Origin of the sequence: Ructibacterium gallinarum (assembly GCF_014982785.1) — a bacterium.
Taxonomy (GTDB): domain Bacteria; phylum Bacillota; class Clostridia; order Monoglobales; family Monoglobaceae; genus Ructibacterium; species Ructibacterium gallinarum.
The window spans coordinates 58,388-74,501 of record NZ_JADCKB010000017.1 but is presented as its reverse complement, the minus strand read 5'-3'; the positions used below and the strand labels follow the sequence as shown (position 1 = coordinate 74,501).

The 16,114-nt window shown below is 40.3% G+C and carries 21 protein-coding genes; 16 read left to right on the top strand and 5 right to left on the bottom strand.

The window, feature by feature from the left end:
- The first annotated feature begins 314 nt into the window (after positions 1-314).
- A complete protein-coding gene (locus INF28_RS08830; protein ID WP_226393106.1) occupies positions 315-647 on the top strand; it encodes a nucleotidyltransferase domain-containing protein in 333 nt (110 codons plus the stop codon).
- A 174-nt stretch (positions 648-821) separates the two neighbouring features.
- Here INF28_RS08830 and INF28_RS08825 read toward each other — a convergent pair whose 3' ends face one another.
- From INF28_RS08825 to dinB, 3 genes are all read right to left on the bottom strand, one after another.
- A complete protein-coding gene (locus tag INF28_RS08825; RefSeq protein ID WP_226393105.1) occupies positions 822-1,388 on the bottom strand; it encodes an SOS response-associated peptidase in 567 nt (188 codons plus the stop codon).
- The gene (locus INF28_RS08820) at positions 1,388-1,627 is read right to left on the bottom strand and encodes a hypothetical protein (RefSeq protein WP_226393104.1); all 240 of its coding nucleotides are present in this window, start codon (positions 1,625-1,627) and stop codon (positions 1,388-1,390) included. The genes INF28_RS08825 and INF28_RS08820 overlap by 1 nt, the downstream gene beginning before the upstream one ends.
- 71 nt (positions 1,628-1,698) lie before the next feature.
- Positions 1,699-2,943 (bottom strand): DNA polymerase IV, encoded by a 1,245-nt coding sequence (gene dinB / locus INF28_RS08815; protein ID WP_226393103.1) that lies wholly within the window; start codon positions 2,941-2,943, stop codon positions 1,699-1,701.
- Between the two features lie 552 nt (positions 2,944-3,495).
- Here dinB and INF28_RS08810 point away from each other — a divergent pair.
- The 9 genes from INF28_RS08810 to INF28_RS08770 all read left to right on the top strand — a co-directional run bounded on the left by INF28_RS08810 (position 3,496) and on the right by INF28_RS08770 (position 9,261).
- Positions 3,496-4,284: a hypothetical protein gene (locus INF28_RS08810; protein ID WP_226393102.1), complete on the top strand. Its 789-nt coding sequence runs from the start codon at positions 3,496-3,498 to the stop codon at positions 4,282-4,284.
- A gap of 21 nt (positions 4,285-4,305) precedes the next feature.
- The gene (locus INF28_RS08805) at positions 4,306-4,734 is read left to right on the top strand and encodes a hypothetical protein (RefSeq protein ID WP_226393101.1); all 429 of its coding nucleotides are present in this window, start codon (positions 4,306-4,308) and stop codon (positions 4,732-4,734) included.
- 19 nt (positions 4,735-4,753) lie between these two features.
- A complete protein-coding gene (gene ligA / locus INF28_RS08800; protein ID WP_226393100.1) occupies positions 4,754-6,745 on the top strand; it encodes an NAD-dependent DNA ligase LigA in 1,992 nt (663 codons plus the stop codon).
- A 12-nt stretch (positions 6,746-6,757) separates the two neighbouring features.
- Positions 6,758-7,312, top strand: a complete 555-nt coding sequence (locus tag INF28_RS08795) for a hypothetical protein (RefSeq protein WP_226393099.1) — start codon at positions 6,758-6,760, stop codon at positions 7,310-7,312.
- Between the two features lie 4 nt (positions 7,313-7,316).
- Positions 7,317-7,517, top strand: a complete 201-nt coding sequence (locus INF28_RS08790) for a hypothetical protein (protein WP_226393098.1) — start codon at positions 7,317-7,319, stop codon at positions 7,515-7,517.
- Positions 7,518-7,531: 14 nt separating this feature from the next.
- Positions 7,532-7,885, top strand: a complete 354-nt coding sequence (locus tag INF28_RS08785; RefSeq protein WP_226393097.1) for a hypothetical protein — start codon at positions 7,532-7,534, stop codon at positions 7,883-7,885.
- Positions 7,886-7,990: 105 nt separating this feature from the next.
- Positions 7,991-8,182, top strand: a complete 192-nt coding sequence (locus tag INF28_RS08780) for a hypothetical protein (RefSeq protein WP_226393096.1) — start codon at positions 7,991-7,993, stop codon at positions 8,180-8,182.
- Complete coding sequence (locus INF28_RS08775) at positions 8,182-8,652, top strand: hypothetical protein (protein ID WP_226393095.1); 471 nt, start codon at positions 8,182-8,184, stop codon at positions 8,650-8,652. The genes INF28_RS08780 and INF28_RS08775 overlap by 1 nt, the downstream gene beginning before the upstream one ends.
- Before the next feature lie 3 nt (positions 8,653-8,655).
- Positions 8,656-9,261 (top strand): HD domain-containing protein, encoded by a 606-nt coding sequence (locus tag INF28_RS08770; RefSeq protein ID WP_226393094.1) that lies wholly within the window; start codon positions 8,656-8,658, stop codon positions 9,259-9,261.
- A 243-nt stretch (positions 9,262-9,504) separates the two neighbouring features.
- Here the strand turns inward: INF28_RS08770 and INF28_RS08765 are convergent, their stop codons facing one another.
- Together INF28_RS08765 and INF28_RS08760 are read right to left on the bottom strand one after the other, a co-directional pair.
- Positions 9,505-9,801, bottom strand: a complete 297-nt coding sequence (locus INF28_RS08765) for a hypothetical protein (protein WP_226393093.1) — start codon at positions 9,799-9,801, stop codon at positions 9,505-9,507.
- Complete coding sequence (locus tag INF28_RS08760; protein WP_226393092.1) at positions 9,802-10,749, bottom strand: ParM/StbA family protein; 948 nt, start codon at positions 10,747-10,749, stop codon at positions 9,802-9,804.
- Between the two features lie 190 nt (positions 10,750-10,939).
- Between INF28_RS08760 and INF28_RS08755 the strand changes: the two genes are divergently transcribed.
- The 6 genes from INF28_RS08755 (at position 10,940) to INF28_RS08730 (ending at position 16,096) form a co-directional block, all read left to right on the top strand.
- Positions 10,940-11,881 carry a tyrosine-type recombinase/integrase gene (locus INF28_RS08755; RefSeq protein WP_226393091.1) on the top strand — a complete coding sequence of 314 codons (942 nt, stop codon included), beginning with the start codon at positions 10,940-10,942 and terminating at the stop codon, positions 11,879-11,881.
- Positions 11,878-13,143, top strand: a complete 1,266-nt coding sequence (locus INF28_RS08750) for a tyrosine-type recombinase/integrase (RefSeq protein ID WP_226393090.1) — start codon at positions 11,878-11,880, stop codon at positions 13,141-13,143. Before INF28_RS08755 ends, INF28_RS08750 begins: the two co-directional genes overlap by 4 nt.
- A complete protein-coding gene (locus tag INF28_RS08745; protein WP_226393089.1) occupies positions 13,130-14,155 on the top strand; it encodes a tyrosine-type recombinase/integrase in 1,026 nt (341 codons plus the stop codon). The genes INF28_RS08750 and INF28_RS08745 overlap by 14 nt, the downstream gene beginning before the upstream one ends.
- 581 nt (positions 14,156-14,736) lie before the next feature.
- Positions 14,737-15,087 carry a hypothetical protein gene (locus INF28_RS08740; RefSeq protein WP_226393088.1) on the top strand — a complete coding sequence of 117 codons (351 nt, stop codon included), beginning with the start codon at positions 14,737-14,739 and terminating at the stop codon, positions 15,085-15,087.
- Positions 15,088-15,318, top strand: coding sequence for a hypothetical protein (locus INF28_RS08735; protein WP_226393087.1), 231 nt, complete (start codon positions 15,088-15,090; stop codon positions 15,316-15,318).
- Between the two features lie 19 nt (positions 15,319-15,337).
- A complete protein-coding gene (locus tag INF28_RS08730) occupies positions 15,338-16,096 on the top strand; it encodes a BRCT domain-containing protein (RefSeq protein WP_226393086.1) in 759 nt (252 codons plus the stop codon).
- Positions 16,097-16,114: the final 18 nt, after the last annotated feature.

The window sequence follows — 16,114 nt, the reverse complement described above, 5'->3', positions numbered from 1 at the left end:
CATTTTACTCAAAAATCGTACTGAAATCAATCAGATACAATGATTTTATCCATAAACTCATTATGAAACTTTTGAAATTGTAAGAAAAACGGAGAAAATTAAAGAAAAACTAAGATTATATAGGGAGGACGAATGGTGACAATATCAATGTTTTGCACTACATATATGCCAAAGTCATAGGAAACAATTATCTTAAATAAAATTGACAAAAAGCGTTGTTTAGATGCTCCATTTCGGGTGCTGTGAAGTGAAAAATATTGTATTTTTTGAGGAAATATAGTATAATAATATTAAGAAATCAAGGAGGTGTCGCGATGTGTACACAACTGCAACTTGACAATCTTTTATCTGAATTTTCAAAAAGCTCAAAAGAGCTGTTTGGCGAAAAACTCAAAGATATTATTTTGTTTGGTTCGTATGCTCGCGGTGATTATGATAATGAATCAGATGTTGATATTTTTTTGTTGATGGATGTTCCTGAAAATGAAGTTTGGAAATATCGCAACAGTATTGTCGAAGCGACGTCTGATATGAGCTTGGAATGCGATGTTTTAATATCGCCAATCATAGAACCGCTTGCACGGTATCAAAAGTATAAGGATGTTATCCCTTTTTTGTGTAATATACAAAAAAGGGGGTTAGCATAAGTGCTTGATGAAGCAAGATATAGAAAAGCAGACTTGTTAACATATGTTAGTGAATTTCTTTCTGAAACAAATGCATATTGAAAGTCGTAATTGGTAAGTGAGAGCCGATAGTATTGCTATGCATGTTTGGGAGTGAACACTGTTGGCTCTTTTTTTGTTTGCGGCCGTCTGTTTTTATCCCGTACGCACAAGCTGTGGCATTTCGCTGTGCAGATATTGCAGTGCGGCGTCGGTATCTGCGATCCACATTTGCAGAGAATCCTTCGGCAAAACTACCGGCATTCGATGGTGAACGTCTTCCATGGACGCATTTGCGGCGGTCGTCAGAATGACATATCGTTTTACGCCGCTAAATTCTTTGCAAATACCTGCCATATACAGCGTTTGCTGATTTGGCAGACGAAACAGGTATTTGTGTTTGTTTTTATCCCATTCATAAAAACCGGTGCTGGGAACGATGCACCGGTGATTCAACAGACCGTCCCGAAAGGTTTTCTTTTCCGCTGCGGTTTCGGCGCGGGCGTTAATGATAACGCCGCTGCCTTGATATTTTGGAAACCCCCAGACAAGCGGCGCCGGGGAAATGGCTGTGCCGCTTACCGTCAAAACAGGAGCGGTGTTTGTCGGGAATATTTCACCCGTTCGTATCGGCTGATCGGGATATTTTTGGTTTATATCTGTGACAATTTTCTGTATTTCTGCATTATCCTGTTCATCAAATAAGGAATATCTTCCGCACATTATTGTTTTGCCTCCACAAACCATTTGGGTTCTTCGTAGAATAAATAGCTTTGCCTTCCGCCGATGCTGATGGTATATCGGATTCCCATGCCGCCCGCTTTCAGGGAAGCCGCTCTGCGGACGTCCAGAACACGGTTAATCTCATAAACGGTACCGTCCTCCCACAAAAGAGAGAGCGGCGTAATTTTCCCATCCGTATCGAATTTTGCTGTTACCTCTACAAATACTTTTCTTGCCATAAGTCCACCTCAATACCCGATAGTATTCCAAATTTTGAGGCGTTCTATTCCGCGAATAAAATATGCGGCGGTCAGCTCTTAAAAAACGATTCCGGATGAATGATGTGGTCTTCCTTAGGATTTAGCGAAGACAACCGTTTATCGCACAGCATAATTCCGCGCTGAACGGAAAAATGCCCGAAACGGCTGCGAATGTTGTCTATCACGGAATCGATTACTTCCTGTTTTTGAATGGATGAAATCTCAGGCAGCAGGGAAAGCTGCTCGTTTTCAAGGACTGAAAGCTTGCAGGCGCGGACGCTGAGCGACCGCACGGGCTTGCCGGAGCTGTGATTTTGCTTGTAAAGTTCAAACGCTTTTTCGGATAATGCGCTTGCGGTCCGGTTGGGGTAAAGGAGCTTGCCTTGCCGTTCATAGCTGTGCAGCTCATTGTCACGCACGCCGATTTGCACTGTGCTGCAGACAAAATCATATTCCCGCATCCTGGCAGAAACGCTTTCGCTTAGTATCCGCAGGGTAATGCGGATATCTTCATCAGTAACAAGGTCGCGGGGAGCAGTTGTACTGTTACCGATGGATTTAATCAGTGACTTGGCTCCGATATTGGATACCGGCGAAGTATCCAGTCCGTTGGCAAACAGCCACAGCATTTCACCGTTTTTGCCAAGCAGATGTCGCAAAAAATCCTGGTTTGCCTGTGCAAGCCTTCCAATTGTTGTAATACCGTACCGGCGCAGCTTGTTATGTGTCGCCCGTCCTACATAGAGCAGGTCGCTGACAGGCAGCGGCCAGACGATTTCACGGAAACGGCTGCTTGTGATAACCGTGGTGGCGTCCGGCTTTTTCATGTCGCTGCCCAGCTTTGCAAATATTTTGTTGTAGCTAACGCCGACAGAAACAGTTACACCAAGCTCCTGCTTGATCCGTTCCCGCAGTTCATCCGCAATGGCCTTTCCGCTCCCAAACAGGTGCGTGCTGCCGGTTACGTCCAGCCAGCACTCGTCAAGGCCATATGATTCCACCCGGTCGGTGTACTCGCTGTATATTTCGCGCGCAATTTTTGAATATTTCATATACAAGTCATAATGCGGCGGAACAAAAACAATATCCGGACATTTCTGCTTTGCCATCCATAAAGGATTTCCGGTAGCGACGCCGCAGGCCTTTGCCGCATAATTTTTGGCAAGCACGATTCCGTGCCGCGCTTCAGGGTCGCCTGCAACGGCAACCGGCTTTCCGCGCAGGGCGGGATTATATAAACATTCTACGGATGCGTAAAAATTATTCAAATCCGAATGCAAAATAACTCGTTCCATTGCTCATCACCTAAAAAAATTACTCAATTTTATTATACGACAGAAAAGATATGAAATCTATCGGTAATTTCTGGATAGCATATATTGCACTTCGCTACTTGACAAAACACAATATTTGGTGGTATAATAGGAACGTCAATGATTTATGTGCGCGGGAACTTTCCCGAGGGTTTAAACCTTAGCATACAGAATGTCGTGATTGTAAATAAGAGCCAATAGTATTTCTATGCCCGTTTGGGTGTAGGAGCTATTGGCTCTTTTTTTATTGATTGCGAGATTCGCACTTATTTGCAGAAATGATTCAGCCTTACGGCTGTGTTGTTTCTGCTTTTTTTTATGTTTAAAAGCGGAAAAGCGCTTTTAATAAATATTTTATGGAAAGGAGAAAAAATGAAATGAACAGGAAGGAGGGTGAGGAAGATGGACCAGTTTCATGAAACGGTTGTCGGTCAAAGATTTTTAAACAAACAGATTCCAATGCTTATCAATGAACTTGGTAGAATAGCAGATGCAATGGAAAACACAATCAATTGATTGAGAAGGAGAACAAGGATGATAAATGAAGAACTTGAGGTAAAACTGCTTGATGGTACAAAGCTGTTGGCAAAAACAGAACGCAATGGAGAAAATCCGGGTATCTTTTTGTTCCACGTCAATGCTCAAAACGACTTAGATGAAGTGGCATTTGCTGAATACAATCCAAGCAAGCCTTTTGGTCAAAAACTGGAGAATGGCGTTTACCGCAACGAAGATGATGACTGCAAGTATAACGATAGTTTTTGTTACTGTATCAAACCTTCGTTTGTAGAAATGCTGGAGCTGTATGAAGAAAATCCGAATAGCAACTACATATGGATGCGGCAAGATGGGTATGACAGAATTTTGCGTAAGTCAGACGATACAATTGTGTATCGTGATTTTTCGTACGACAATATACCATGTCATGAGAAACATGATATTAAAATCATATTCAACGAGGAAAAGGATATGTTGTGTGAAGTTTCGTTTGTATGTAAAAATTGCGGAGAAACGGAGATTTATACTGTATTTGGCGAAAAGAATATTCCTGTGCAGCAAGCAGACGTTCAAGAGATCAAAGGCAAAGAATTCAGCGGAGTCATAAAATGCATTACGGACATGCCGAGGTATCAAAATCCACCGACAGGTTATTTGGATTATGTGGAGGACGAGTGCTGGAGGCTGTTCAAGCTGTATGCTGAATTTGTTGGGGCAGAAATAGGGGACGGAATAGATTTTTCGATTGTCAAAGAGTTGTCGGAAAAGTTTATGACAATGGTAGAAAAGACATTCGGAATTGTATTTCCGGTGAGAAAACAGTGATAGAGAGAAAGGTGAGTATAGATGGCAAATTATGAGTGTGCGGTACGCACAAATTATTTTCATGTTAAAGATGCAGGACGGTTCAGAGAGTTTATGAAGAATGTGTGCGGCAGTGAAGATAAAATAGATTTGTGGGAAAGGCAAGATGCTGACAGCCGGGCAGTATTTGGGTTTGGCTGTTACGGCGGAATTGCCGGACTCAAAAATCCAGATGGAGAAATTGATAATGATTCATTTGATCAATTTATTGCAGGGCTTCAGGAACATATCGGGGACAATGATGCGGTTATTTTATTTGAGGCAGGAAATGAAAAATTAAGATATGTAACAAGCGGTGCTACGGTAATTACAGGCAAAGGATGCGTTTATTTGGATGTCGAAAGACTCGCGATTCAGAAAGCTCAGGAACAGCTTGAAAATCCAAATTGGGCAACGAAATGTGTGTATTAAAACAAAGGAGGAAAATTTGATGAATCGTATTGAAAAAATAAGATATTTGGTAGAAAAGCTCAACGAATACAGGGAGGCGTATTACAATCATAACGACTCGCCTGTTACCGACGAGGTGTACGACAGGCTGTTTGATGAACTGAGACGGCTTGAAGTCGAAACGGGCATTGTAATGGCTAATTCACCGACAAATACCGTTGGATATCAGCCGGTGAGCGAACTGAAAAAGGTAAACCATCCTGTTGCACTTTTGTCCATGGACAAGACAAAAAGTGTGGACGATTTGGTGCGTTTTATCGGTGACACGGAAGCGACGGTGATGTATAAGCTGGACGGATTGACTGTCAGACTTGATTATGAGAACGGCAAGCTTGTCTTGGCGGCCACGCGGGGAGATGGATCGGAGGGTGATGACATTACGCATAATATTCCAGCCTTCATGAATGTTCCTTTGACGATTCCATATAAGGGACGGCTATCCGTTTCGGGCGAGGCGTTTATTCACCGGTACGATTTTGAACGCATCAATGCGGGGCTGCCGGAAGACAAACGGTTCAGCACTTGCAGAAATATGGCGGCAGGCAGCGTTCGGGCATATGATCCGGAAATCTGCAAATCCAGGAATATATATTTCAATGCGTTTAAGGTCATAGAAGGCTTTGAAAAGATAAACAGTAAGTATGAGCGGATGAGCAGGCTTCAGAAGCTTGGATTTCCTGTTTGCCCAATATTTAAAATAGAAGTTGGCTCGGATGAAGCGGCGTTGGAGAGACGGATAGCGAAAATCAGGGAAGACGCCAAAATCAGTGGTATCCCGATTGACGGTGCGATTGTTCAGTATGATGACGTTGCATACTCCAAAAGCCGAGGGGCTACAGGTCATCATTATAAAGACGGAATTGCGTTTAAGTTTGAAGACGAGCTATATGAAACCGTCCTCCGTGATATTGAGTGGAATACCTCGCGAAGCGGCTGTATGATTCCGAAAGCGGTTTATGACATGGTTGAAATTGATGGCTGCGCTATGACGCATGCAACGCTGCATAATGTATCATTTGTAAAAAAGCTTGATTTGCATGTTGGCGACAGAATCTTAATATCCAAACGGAATATGATTATTCCGGCAGTTGAGGAAAACATGGATGCAGGAAAAGGAAACGTCATAATTCCAAACCGGTGCAGCTTTTGCGGAGCGCCGACTGTTATCAGAAAATCGGCAGATGAAACCGGAAAAGATGTGGAAAAACTTTATTGTACCAATCCGGCCTGTGGAAGCTCGCTGATCAAGCAGTTTGTGCATTTCGCGGATAAAGATTCCATGAATATAGAGGGGCTGGCGGAAGGTATTATTGAGAAATTGATTACAGCGGGTTTGCTTGCGGAATTTATAGACATTTATGATTTGGAAAAGCATCGTGATGAGATTATCGGCCTGGACGGATTTGGCGAAAAATCTTATGAAAGGCTGATTGCTTCCGTTCGGAAAAGCAGCAGTACGACCATGAACAAGTTTTTAAGAGCTGTGGATATTCCGCTTCTCGGCAGACATGCGAGTAAGACAATCAGCGATTATTTCAAATGGGATATCGCTGCGTTTGAAGATGCAATACGCGGGGATAAGCCGTTTGATTTTACTGCTTTGGAGGGAATCGGTGAGACGCTCCATCAGAACATTTATGAGTGGTTTGCTGAGAGTGAAAATGTAGCTTTGTGGAAGCGGCTGCGCTGCAAGATATCTATTGTGCAGCCTGAAATTGATACAGAAAAGGAGCAAAATGATATGTTAAAAGGAGAAATTGTTGTTGTGACAGGTGTGGTAGAGGGATATACGAGAAGTGAGATGGATAGCTTGATTGCCCAAAATGGCGGTATTGCCGGCGGCTCTGTTACCGGCAAAACGGATATTTTGGTCATTGGCGAAAAGCCCGGTGGGTCCAAAGTGAAAAAAGCAGAAGCGCTCGGTACGAAAATGATGACGGCAGAGGAATTTCTTAAAATGCTGAACAAATAGAGGAGGATGAACATGGGTACATATTCAAATTTTAAAATAAGTGCGGAAAATTGCAAAAAGGCGTTTTTAAAGTTTAAAACGGACTATCAGTTTGATGATAACGTAGACGTGAGGCATATGGAAAATATTGATGACGCATTTTATAGGTTTGACTTTCAACCATTGTATGACGACAGCGGTAATATTGTGGAACTGGATACCGTTGACAATGAAGAACCGAACGGCGTTTACGAATTTTTCAAGTCCATTGCGGAATTTGTAGAGCCAAACAGCAGTGTTGCTGTTGCCTATGATGGCGGAGGATATTACAAGTATGTATTCCGCGGCGGTGTGTGCGAGGAAGTTATCGGCGAGGTTGTTTATCCTGAGAGGAAAGGCGGTATCAGTTATAACCGTGCCATGACCTTGCTTTGCGCAATAGTTGAGCATAGCTGCACAGCAAGAAAGACGCATGAGGCGATTGAGGAACTGTTCCGGTTTGGATTTACCGACGATGAGTTGGTTAATGACTTTCATTTTTCTCAAACTGATGTAGATGACGTTGTTCGGAGAATAGAGGAGGCATGAGTGTATGAATGCAAAATTTATTGGTATGGATTCATGGGACAGACCGGTGTATGAATGTGAAGACGAAACGCTCATTAAGGATATTGACTCGCGAGCGGACAGGCCCCCTGCGTTATATACAAGTGTCAACAATGCGTTTGACGGCGAGCCGGATATGCCGGTGAAAAAGGATATAACATTGCTGCCGCAAAGAATTATATGGTAAGGCGGTGGACTATTATGAACACAAAAATCGGATATTTATACAGAGATGCTGACAATTATAAAGTATGGAATGAAGCGGTTATCAATGGCACTTTAAATGATGTACAAAAGCAAATCATTCGAAAGTGTTTGTATGACGGCGAATATTTTATACCGTGCGCTGTTGGTTTGCCGGAAAAGACATTCGTGAGTTTAGGATATAGCTACGATGAGCAGGCAGATCATCCGTTTTTTGAGCTTTCTATGAGCGATATTAACGTGACATATGAGTTGCCGACAGTCAGCATCAGTGCAAGACGTTTGACACGTAACTTTATTCGTATGAGGAATAAGTGGGCAGAATTTGCAAACGAACGGACGCGAATATAGGAACAAAAGTATATTTATAACGAAAAAGTGCCGAAATCATGGAAAGAGGAAACTTTTTTCCTCTTTCCGTGATTATGATTGCAGAAGAGAAAGGTGGTAAATGCGATGAAACAGTTGGGGAATCTTGCGATTGTGGCGGCAAAACATAAGGAGTGCCTGCTGCAAATACACGATGAAGAGGTGACTGTCCATGTGGGACAGCCATCAGAGCGGAAGTCGATTACATGTAATGTTTGGGATGATGCGTATATTGATAAAATAATCGCCTTTTTAAATTTTGGAACGGAGATTGATTAATGAGCAGATATGATGCATCAGAAAAAAATGGTTTGCTTTTACATGCCGCCGGCTGTGAATTTCTTTTGAAAGAATGTGAAAGGATTGAGCAGAAGCTGCGCAAGCGTATTGATAAGCAAGAAGAAAAAAGAAAGGCTGAGTTTTCCAGTATCCTTTCATATAGGAATGTAGAAGAAATACGTGACGAGTATGGTTATGGTTTTATAACCAAAGAACAATGCAGGAGCTATATCAAATTATTTGAGAAAGGGCAGGATTTACTTAATGAGCCATTGAAAAGCAGGGAATCTTCAGCGTTGGATGTTCTAAAAATGATTGTGTCAGATCTTAGACAGGAGATAAGATTAGATAGGTTTGATGCAATGTCGCCTGAAGAACAGGCTGAGGAGCGCAGAAGAGCTGAACAGAGCAGACGTGAAAGTGAAAACCATAAAAATGAAATCAAGAAAAAATTAAAAATGGAGGAATGACGGATGAATCCGAAAAATGAGTTTACAGAGCTATATCAAACACACATACATAGACCGGGAGCCGATAAATTATTGGAATATCTAACCTCAAAGAACAGCGATTTTTTTACAGCGCCGGCAAGTACAATGTTTCATGGCGATTATGACTGCGGGCTGGTGACGCACAGCGTAGATGTGTATCACTGTCTTTGTGATTATTTATCCAGAAGCAGATGTATATCGCATTACAATATGAAATACAGTGACGAAACCATCGCGATTGCTGCGCTATTGCATGATCTTTGCAAAATAAATTGCTATAAAAAGTATATGCGCAATCAGAAAAATGATATGGGCGAGTGGGAGCAGGTGTCTGCATTCAAATTTGAGGATCCGGAACCATATGGGCATGGCGAAAAGTCCGTGTTTTTGATTGGAAAGTTTTTAAGATTGACAAACGAGGAAGCCTATGCAATCCGATACCATATGGGATTTTCAGGAGGCGAGGATCCGCGGAATGTCGGAAAGGCTTTCGATAAATACCCGCTGGCCTTTGCGCTTCATGTTGCAGACATGGAAGCTGCCCATTATGTTGACGACAAAGTGGAACTGGAAATTGAAACGGAATAATTCAGATTTTTTATGTATTTTTGATATAGAGGTTTTTACATTGACTATTGGTGAAACATACTTATGAAATGTCGCGAATAAACACAAAGTATAATTTGCAAAAGTAACAGACGCGGCTATCGCAAAGATGGATATATTACAAATTTTCCTTTATATCTTGCGAGAAAGGCACGAGAGCTTCTGTGAATATTGCTTTAAATGAAAAGCCGTCTGACCTTGATTTTCAAGGCAGGCGGCTTTTTGTTATTCCTTAAATCCGCTTAGAGCGTCGGCAACATCGGAAAAATCAAAATCATTGCTTCTTTCGGGCTGCGGCGCCGGATTGCCGGACTCCGGTGAAATGCCGAGGAGTTTTGTTACGATTTCCGTTACAGTCTCCTCAAGGTTCCGACTGTTGCTTTCAAAACAGAGAATGGCGTCGGCAATATACTGCGCCTTGTTTCTGCCTTTGGCGGATAAAATCTCTATTACCTTTTTATGTTCCGGGTTATTTAAATCAAACTGTATGGAAAATCTGGATGGATTCTTTTTCTGGCACATTTAGTTTGCTCCTTTGGCTTTCAATTGTTTCCTTAAAAGAATTTCATATCCCATAGCGTTTGCGTTGATGTTTTTGATAACATCCGGCGAAGCAATTTTTTTTGACGCCCGTAGATATTTTTCCAAAAGGAGGGAACCGCCGCCTACAAATATGGCATGGGTGGATTTTAAGTCAATCATGCGCTCGCGCAGTGCGTTAATGATTTTATCCGTATAGGCTTCCGCTTCTCTTTCAACCAACCGTCTGATTTTTTCTTCAAAGACAGTGGGCTTTTGCTGGATGATAGTGTCAATATCGCTTTCTTCTACTAAAATGTCTTCGCTTGAATTGATGCTTGAACGAATGTCGTTATAAAAACGAATTAAGCCAAGCTCAAGCGAGTCGCAGACGGCCATATCCGGTTTCCCGTCCTTCAGCTGGAGGAAATCCAAGCTGAATCCGCCGATATCGAGAATAACTGCACGCGGGTAATCCCGTATCTTTGCGTAATCCGGGATAATGGCGGCGTAGCCCTGCGGATAGGCGACCGCGCTTTGCATGTATATGCTGTATTGTTTACCGTTAAACTCAAATTTGATGTAACGGTTCCTCATAAAGTATTGCTCGAATGACCGATACTGTTTTCCAAAGTGACCGGGCGGCAATCCTACCGCTAAATCTATGTTGACGGCAGAGCCGGGGACATAGCAGACCTTGTTTAATTCATAAGCGATCGCGAACAGCGTTAGGATAAAAAACTGCTCTGTGTTGGTTTTGTCCCGCATATATGGGATTCTTTCTTCCGTCAGCGCGTAATTGGTACCGTTGTATCTGATAGAATCCCCTGCAAGAGAAAACGGCACGGCGCTTGAGAGCAATCCGGATGTAAAGACCGTTCCGGAATGCGTCTTGATATTTAATTCCAATATTAGAATTAAATATCTTATCCAAAGAAAAATATAATCCAAATTCTTTGCGGACACATCAGTAAAAACAATGTTTTTTAAAAAAAAATCAGGATTATATTTTTTAAATAAGTACTGTGCGTTATAATAGAGTCATAACTGATAAAGGAGGAATCAGACATGGCTCTATTATTTATTTGCCAAAAACATAATCAAAATGCAGAAACTTTTATAGCGAGAGGAGGTGTTTTTGATGATTAACCAATCAAATATTTTACAATGGCAACATGATTTGTATAAAAAATACTTGTCTTTTCGCAAAAAATGCAATAATTGTACCCCATCTACGGAAAAAACTGTCCATGCGGCAATTTACAGTTTTTATGAATTCATAAATATGCAAAATGTTGAAAACATTTCCGATGTGCAATCTGTTGATTTAAAAAATTGGAGTATACACTTGATACATTTAAAGACAAGAACAAGAAATCTATATGTATCTCAATTACGCATTTTCTTTGAATATTTAGCTGAAGAAAACATTGTGTCCGGCACACTGCCAATGGCATTGATGTATAGTCATGCACCCATAACGACAATAGTGGATACGCTTACCGAAGAACAATTAGATATTATTAATGATTATCGTATCAATGCATCTACAGCTATAGAGCTTAGAAATATTGCGATAGTGTTATTAGGGCTCAAAATGGGTATTCGCAGCATTGATATTTTTCAACTTGAGTTATCTGATATTTCATGGAAAGAACGCACCATTTCCTTCGAACAAAAGAAAACTGGTGTTTTTACTATGTTGCCTTTTTCTACTGAAGTAGGAAATTCTGTTTATAGATATATTACTGAAGGTAGACCTCGGAACAGTAAAAGCAACAGAGTTTTTTTGAGCCATAATCCACCATATGATGGTTTGAAACATTCGAGTATCGTAAGAAACAGTTTAAAACAAATTTTTTTAAAAGAAAATGTAAGTGTACCAAAAGGATTTCATATTACCAGAAAAACATTTGCTTCAAACTTACTGTGTTCCGGGAATACAATTGATATGATTGCCACTGCATTGGGACATAGCAGCCTGCGTAACATAGACCCTTACTTATCAACTGATGACAAAAACCTTCGCTTATGCGGAATTGGGTGCGAAAACATTAACTACAAAGGGGTGTATGGATTATGAGCATGAATGATTTCACGAGCACTCTTGCCCCTGCTATATGCGAACTTATATTGCAAAAACGTGCTTTGGGCAAACGGTATATTCACGGTGAAACTTTACTCGGTCATTTTGACCGTTTTTGTGTTGAAATCAATTATTCCCAGACAACATTGACTGAAGAATTGATACAACAATGGAAAGAACATAATTTAAATCGTAAGCATCGCCAACAAAGTCAGTATCTCACATATGTGCGGCAGTTAGGACAATATTTAAAATCTGTTGGTTATGAAACATATATTCCACCAACAGAACAATATTCTGGAACTGCTGATCCCATTGAATTAAACAGTCCGTTTGCGCCATATATTAAAGATTTTGTTTTACAAAAAAAGGCGGCCGGTTATGATTATCAATGCGGTGAACGAGCACTTTATCGTTTTGATAGGTTTTGTGTAAATCTTAATATTAACGAGCCTATATTAAGCCGTGATTTGACTATGGAATGGCTTGCTCATAGTACCATGAGTAATGCATCGTGCTTCCGCCAATTTGCAAAATATATCATTTCATTAGGCGAAGAAGCATATATTATTCGGAAAACGCCCAAAATTCGTCAATTTCAACCATATATTATGACTTTTGAAGAACTATCTAATTTTTTTGAAGCTGTTGATGAATTTGCACCAGATTATCGCTCAAGCGACAGAATGGCAGCGAGCTACAGTATTATGTTCCGTTTATACTATTGCTGTGGCATGCGGTTGCAAGAGGTTTGCAATTTAAAGGTTGAAGATGTAGATCTCAAAAGTGGTAAAATTTTAGTGTTAAATTCTAAAGGACAAAAAGATAGGATTGTTTTTATGCATGAAGATTTAAGACAGATGTGCGATAATTATGATGCATTTGTTAAAAAAACCTTGTTACATAGAACATGGTTTTTCACTGCCAAACATGCTGATAAACCTATATGCAAGTCTAATATGACAAGAAGATTTCATTATTTTTGGGATATTGCTTATGGGGATAAAAACACCATACATTATCCAACCGTACATTCGCTTCGACATACCTTTGTAGTAAACAAAATTAACAGCTGGATTCTTGAAGGTAAAGATATGTCGCAAATGCTACCATATTTAAGCAGATATTTAGGACATAAAACAATAGAAGAAACACACTACTATTATCATTTAGCAATCACAGCAAATGAAATTATACGTCAGAAAGATATACAATCAAAAAATGTAATACCGGAGGTAATGCCTTATGAAGAAATCTGATAAAAATCTATTCTTTTCTTTTACTTATGAGTTTCTGGAAATATATATGAGAGTGCAACTTACGAGAAGTGTTGCCACGATAGAATCATATCGTGATGCCCTTACCGTCTTTAGGTACTATTTGAGAGATGAAAAAAACATACGAATGGATTCATTTGAATTTGTACATTGCACCAGAGATTTAATCTTAGATTATATGAATTATCTTGCAGAAAAAGGCAACAAACCCGGAACAAGAAATCAGCGATTAGCAGCTTTAAAAAGCTATTTGTGGTTTGCAGCAGAAAAAGACACTGCATTGCAATCAATTGCTATTTCTGTAGGTAGGATAAAATCCTGTAAAAACCCTAAGAAAGAAAAACCTATTCTTGATGAAACCGCTTTGAAATTACTAATTAATGCACCAGATAATTCAAAAATGGGAATTCGTGATAAAACAATTATGATTCTTCTTTATGATAGTGCCGCAAGAATAGATGAAATCCTCAGTTTGCGGAAACAAGATTTAAACATAGAAACTGACAATCCTTTTATTCATGTAATCGGCAAAGGGCAAAAAGAGCGCATAATCGCCTTAACAAATATGACTTGTAATCATTTACGACAATATTTAACTTTATACCATTCAAAAAACTGCCCTACTACCGACCTACTATTTTATACCACAATTAAAGGTGCTGTTGGTAAGATGTCAGAAGCAAATGTAGAGAGATTTATGAAAAAATATGCTGATTCCGTAAGGACAGAATATCCATATATTCCAGAATCAGTACACCCTCATATGTTTCGGAGGACACGAGCAACCGGTCTTTATCGTGATGGTGTTGATCTATCAATTGTATCAAGATTTTTGGGGCATTCTCATTTAGAAACCACAAGAATATATGCAACTCCATCTGTGGAAATGATCCGTGAAGCTATCAACAAGGTTCCTACTCAATTCGCAGATGAAGAGCCGTTGTGGGACAACAGCACGGATGATAATATCGCAAAAATGTGCGGTTTGAGGTAAATATTTAATCCTAAGGATTAACGATTAAAGTGTTGAATTTTTTGCACATTTTGAAAATTCTTAGGATTATATTTTTCTTTGGATAAGATATTTTTGTTCCCGTGATCAATTCCGATTATCATAGTGAACCTCCTAAAAAATGTATTCTATTATGTATTACGAATAAAAATAGGAAAACGCAATATATTAGGTAAATATCATGTATATTGTTATATAAATCTTGACAAAACACAATATATAGTGGTATAATGTGAATGTCAATGATGAATGTGCGCGGAAAACTTTTCCGAGGCCTACAAAGCCTTAGCATACCGAATGTCGTGATTGTAAGCAAGAGCCAATAGGATTGCTATGCCCGTTTGGGTGTAGGAGTTATTGGTTCTTTTTTTATTGATTGCGAAATTCGCACTTATTTGCAGAGATGATTCAGCCTTACGGCTGTGTTGTTTCTGCTTTTTGTTTACAAGCAGGAAACTGCTTTTATATATGAATTTAACTGAGAGGAGTGAGTAAAGTTGAATGTGAAAACAGCGGAGCAGACATAAAAACGACAAAATTCTATGAAAACGGAGGAAAGGCAAATGAAAGAAAATGTAAAGTATTTGACAAAGGAAGATGTAATCAGTCTTTCTAACATGGAAAAACGCCAGCGGTTTATAGAGGATTATCAAAGCTGGGGCGTCTGGTTGGATATTCCGCAGCTTGGCGTCAGAGTGTATAAGGCGGTGCTGCCGGAGGGACAGAGCGTAATAGTAACAGAGTTTATAACAAAGTACGGCAAAATAGGGATATATAGATATGTTGGTTCTGATGGCTATTATTCGCCTTATTCGGATAGTATTTCTGTCATTGCTTACAGTCTTAAAGATTTGAAGGTGAAGTATTGCGCAGAAAGAAGAAAAGAGAAATTGAAAGAAGGGGATGAGGTGTAAATGAAAAGCCTAAAGATTAAAACAGAAGGCGGATATCTTATTGCAACAGCAGCGCCTGATCCGGACTTTCCGGGCATTGACGTTGAATTTGTGCCAGATGATGAACCGATTGAACATACGCGCCCCAGAGTACTTTTTGAAAAATCGAATATTGGACCGCTTCGTGTGTTAATTTGGGCGGATAAGCATAACGAAGACTATACCAATGAGGTAGTATTTAATAGCATATGAGGAAGAAGTGGAGGTTTTTATGGGCAGATGTTTATGTGTCAATATGAGTAAGAAAGAATATCTGGAGTTTGGGGAACTGCCTGCAAGCTCCTGCTGTGATTCCGCTGCCTGCAATACAGTCGCGTATTTTTTAGGAACAGAGTGGGCGAATGATATCGTGGTATTTGCATTTGAAGAAATGACGCCCGGGGGAATATGCCCGGAGGAGGATGAAACACTTTTCGAACACGCGCTGCGGAATTTTGATGAGCGTTGTATATTGAACAGCGCGCCGAGGTTTCGCTATTTGGTTAATTTAGAGAAGAATATTTATTACGATAAAGATAATATTCCCGAGGGCGATGACGGTTCCTGTTTCGACCCTTCTTCTTTACTGCTGTCGGCAACTGCTGAGACGGAGACAATTGGGCTGGCTTTGACTGAAACAGAAAAAAAGGAAGTTGGAGCATGGCGCGGTGATAGGATTGTGGCGGTTAATAACATATCAATCTATCCTCATATGACGTGCGTTGTGCCGCCATTTCGCTGCAAAGTAAGGAAAATCAAAGGTGAGCTTGCAGGCTTAAATATTGTTGTAACCGGTATTTTTCCACGTTTTGACCGTATGGAAGTGGAAGCAATGATTCGGGAAGCAGGAGGAAATCCTCAGACAAGCGTTACCAAAAAGACAGATTATCTTGTAGTTGCAGATAAGCCGGGAAGGGTAAAACTGGAGAAAGCCAGAAAATATGGCATACCGGAATTGACGCCGGAAGAGTTTCTGGAAATGTTGGAATAGAAGGGAGGTATGAAGTTT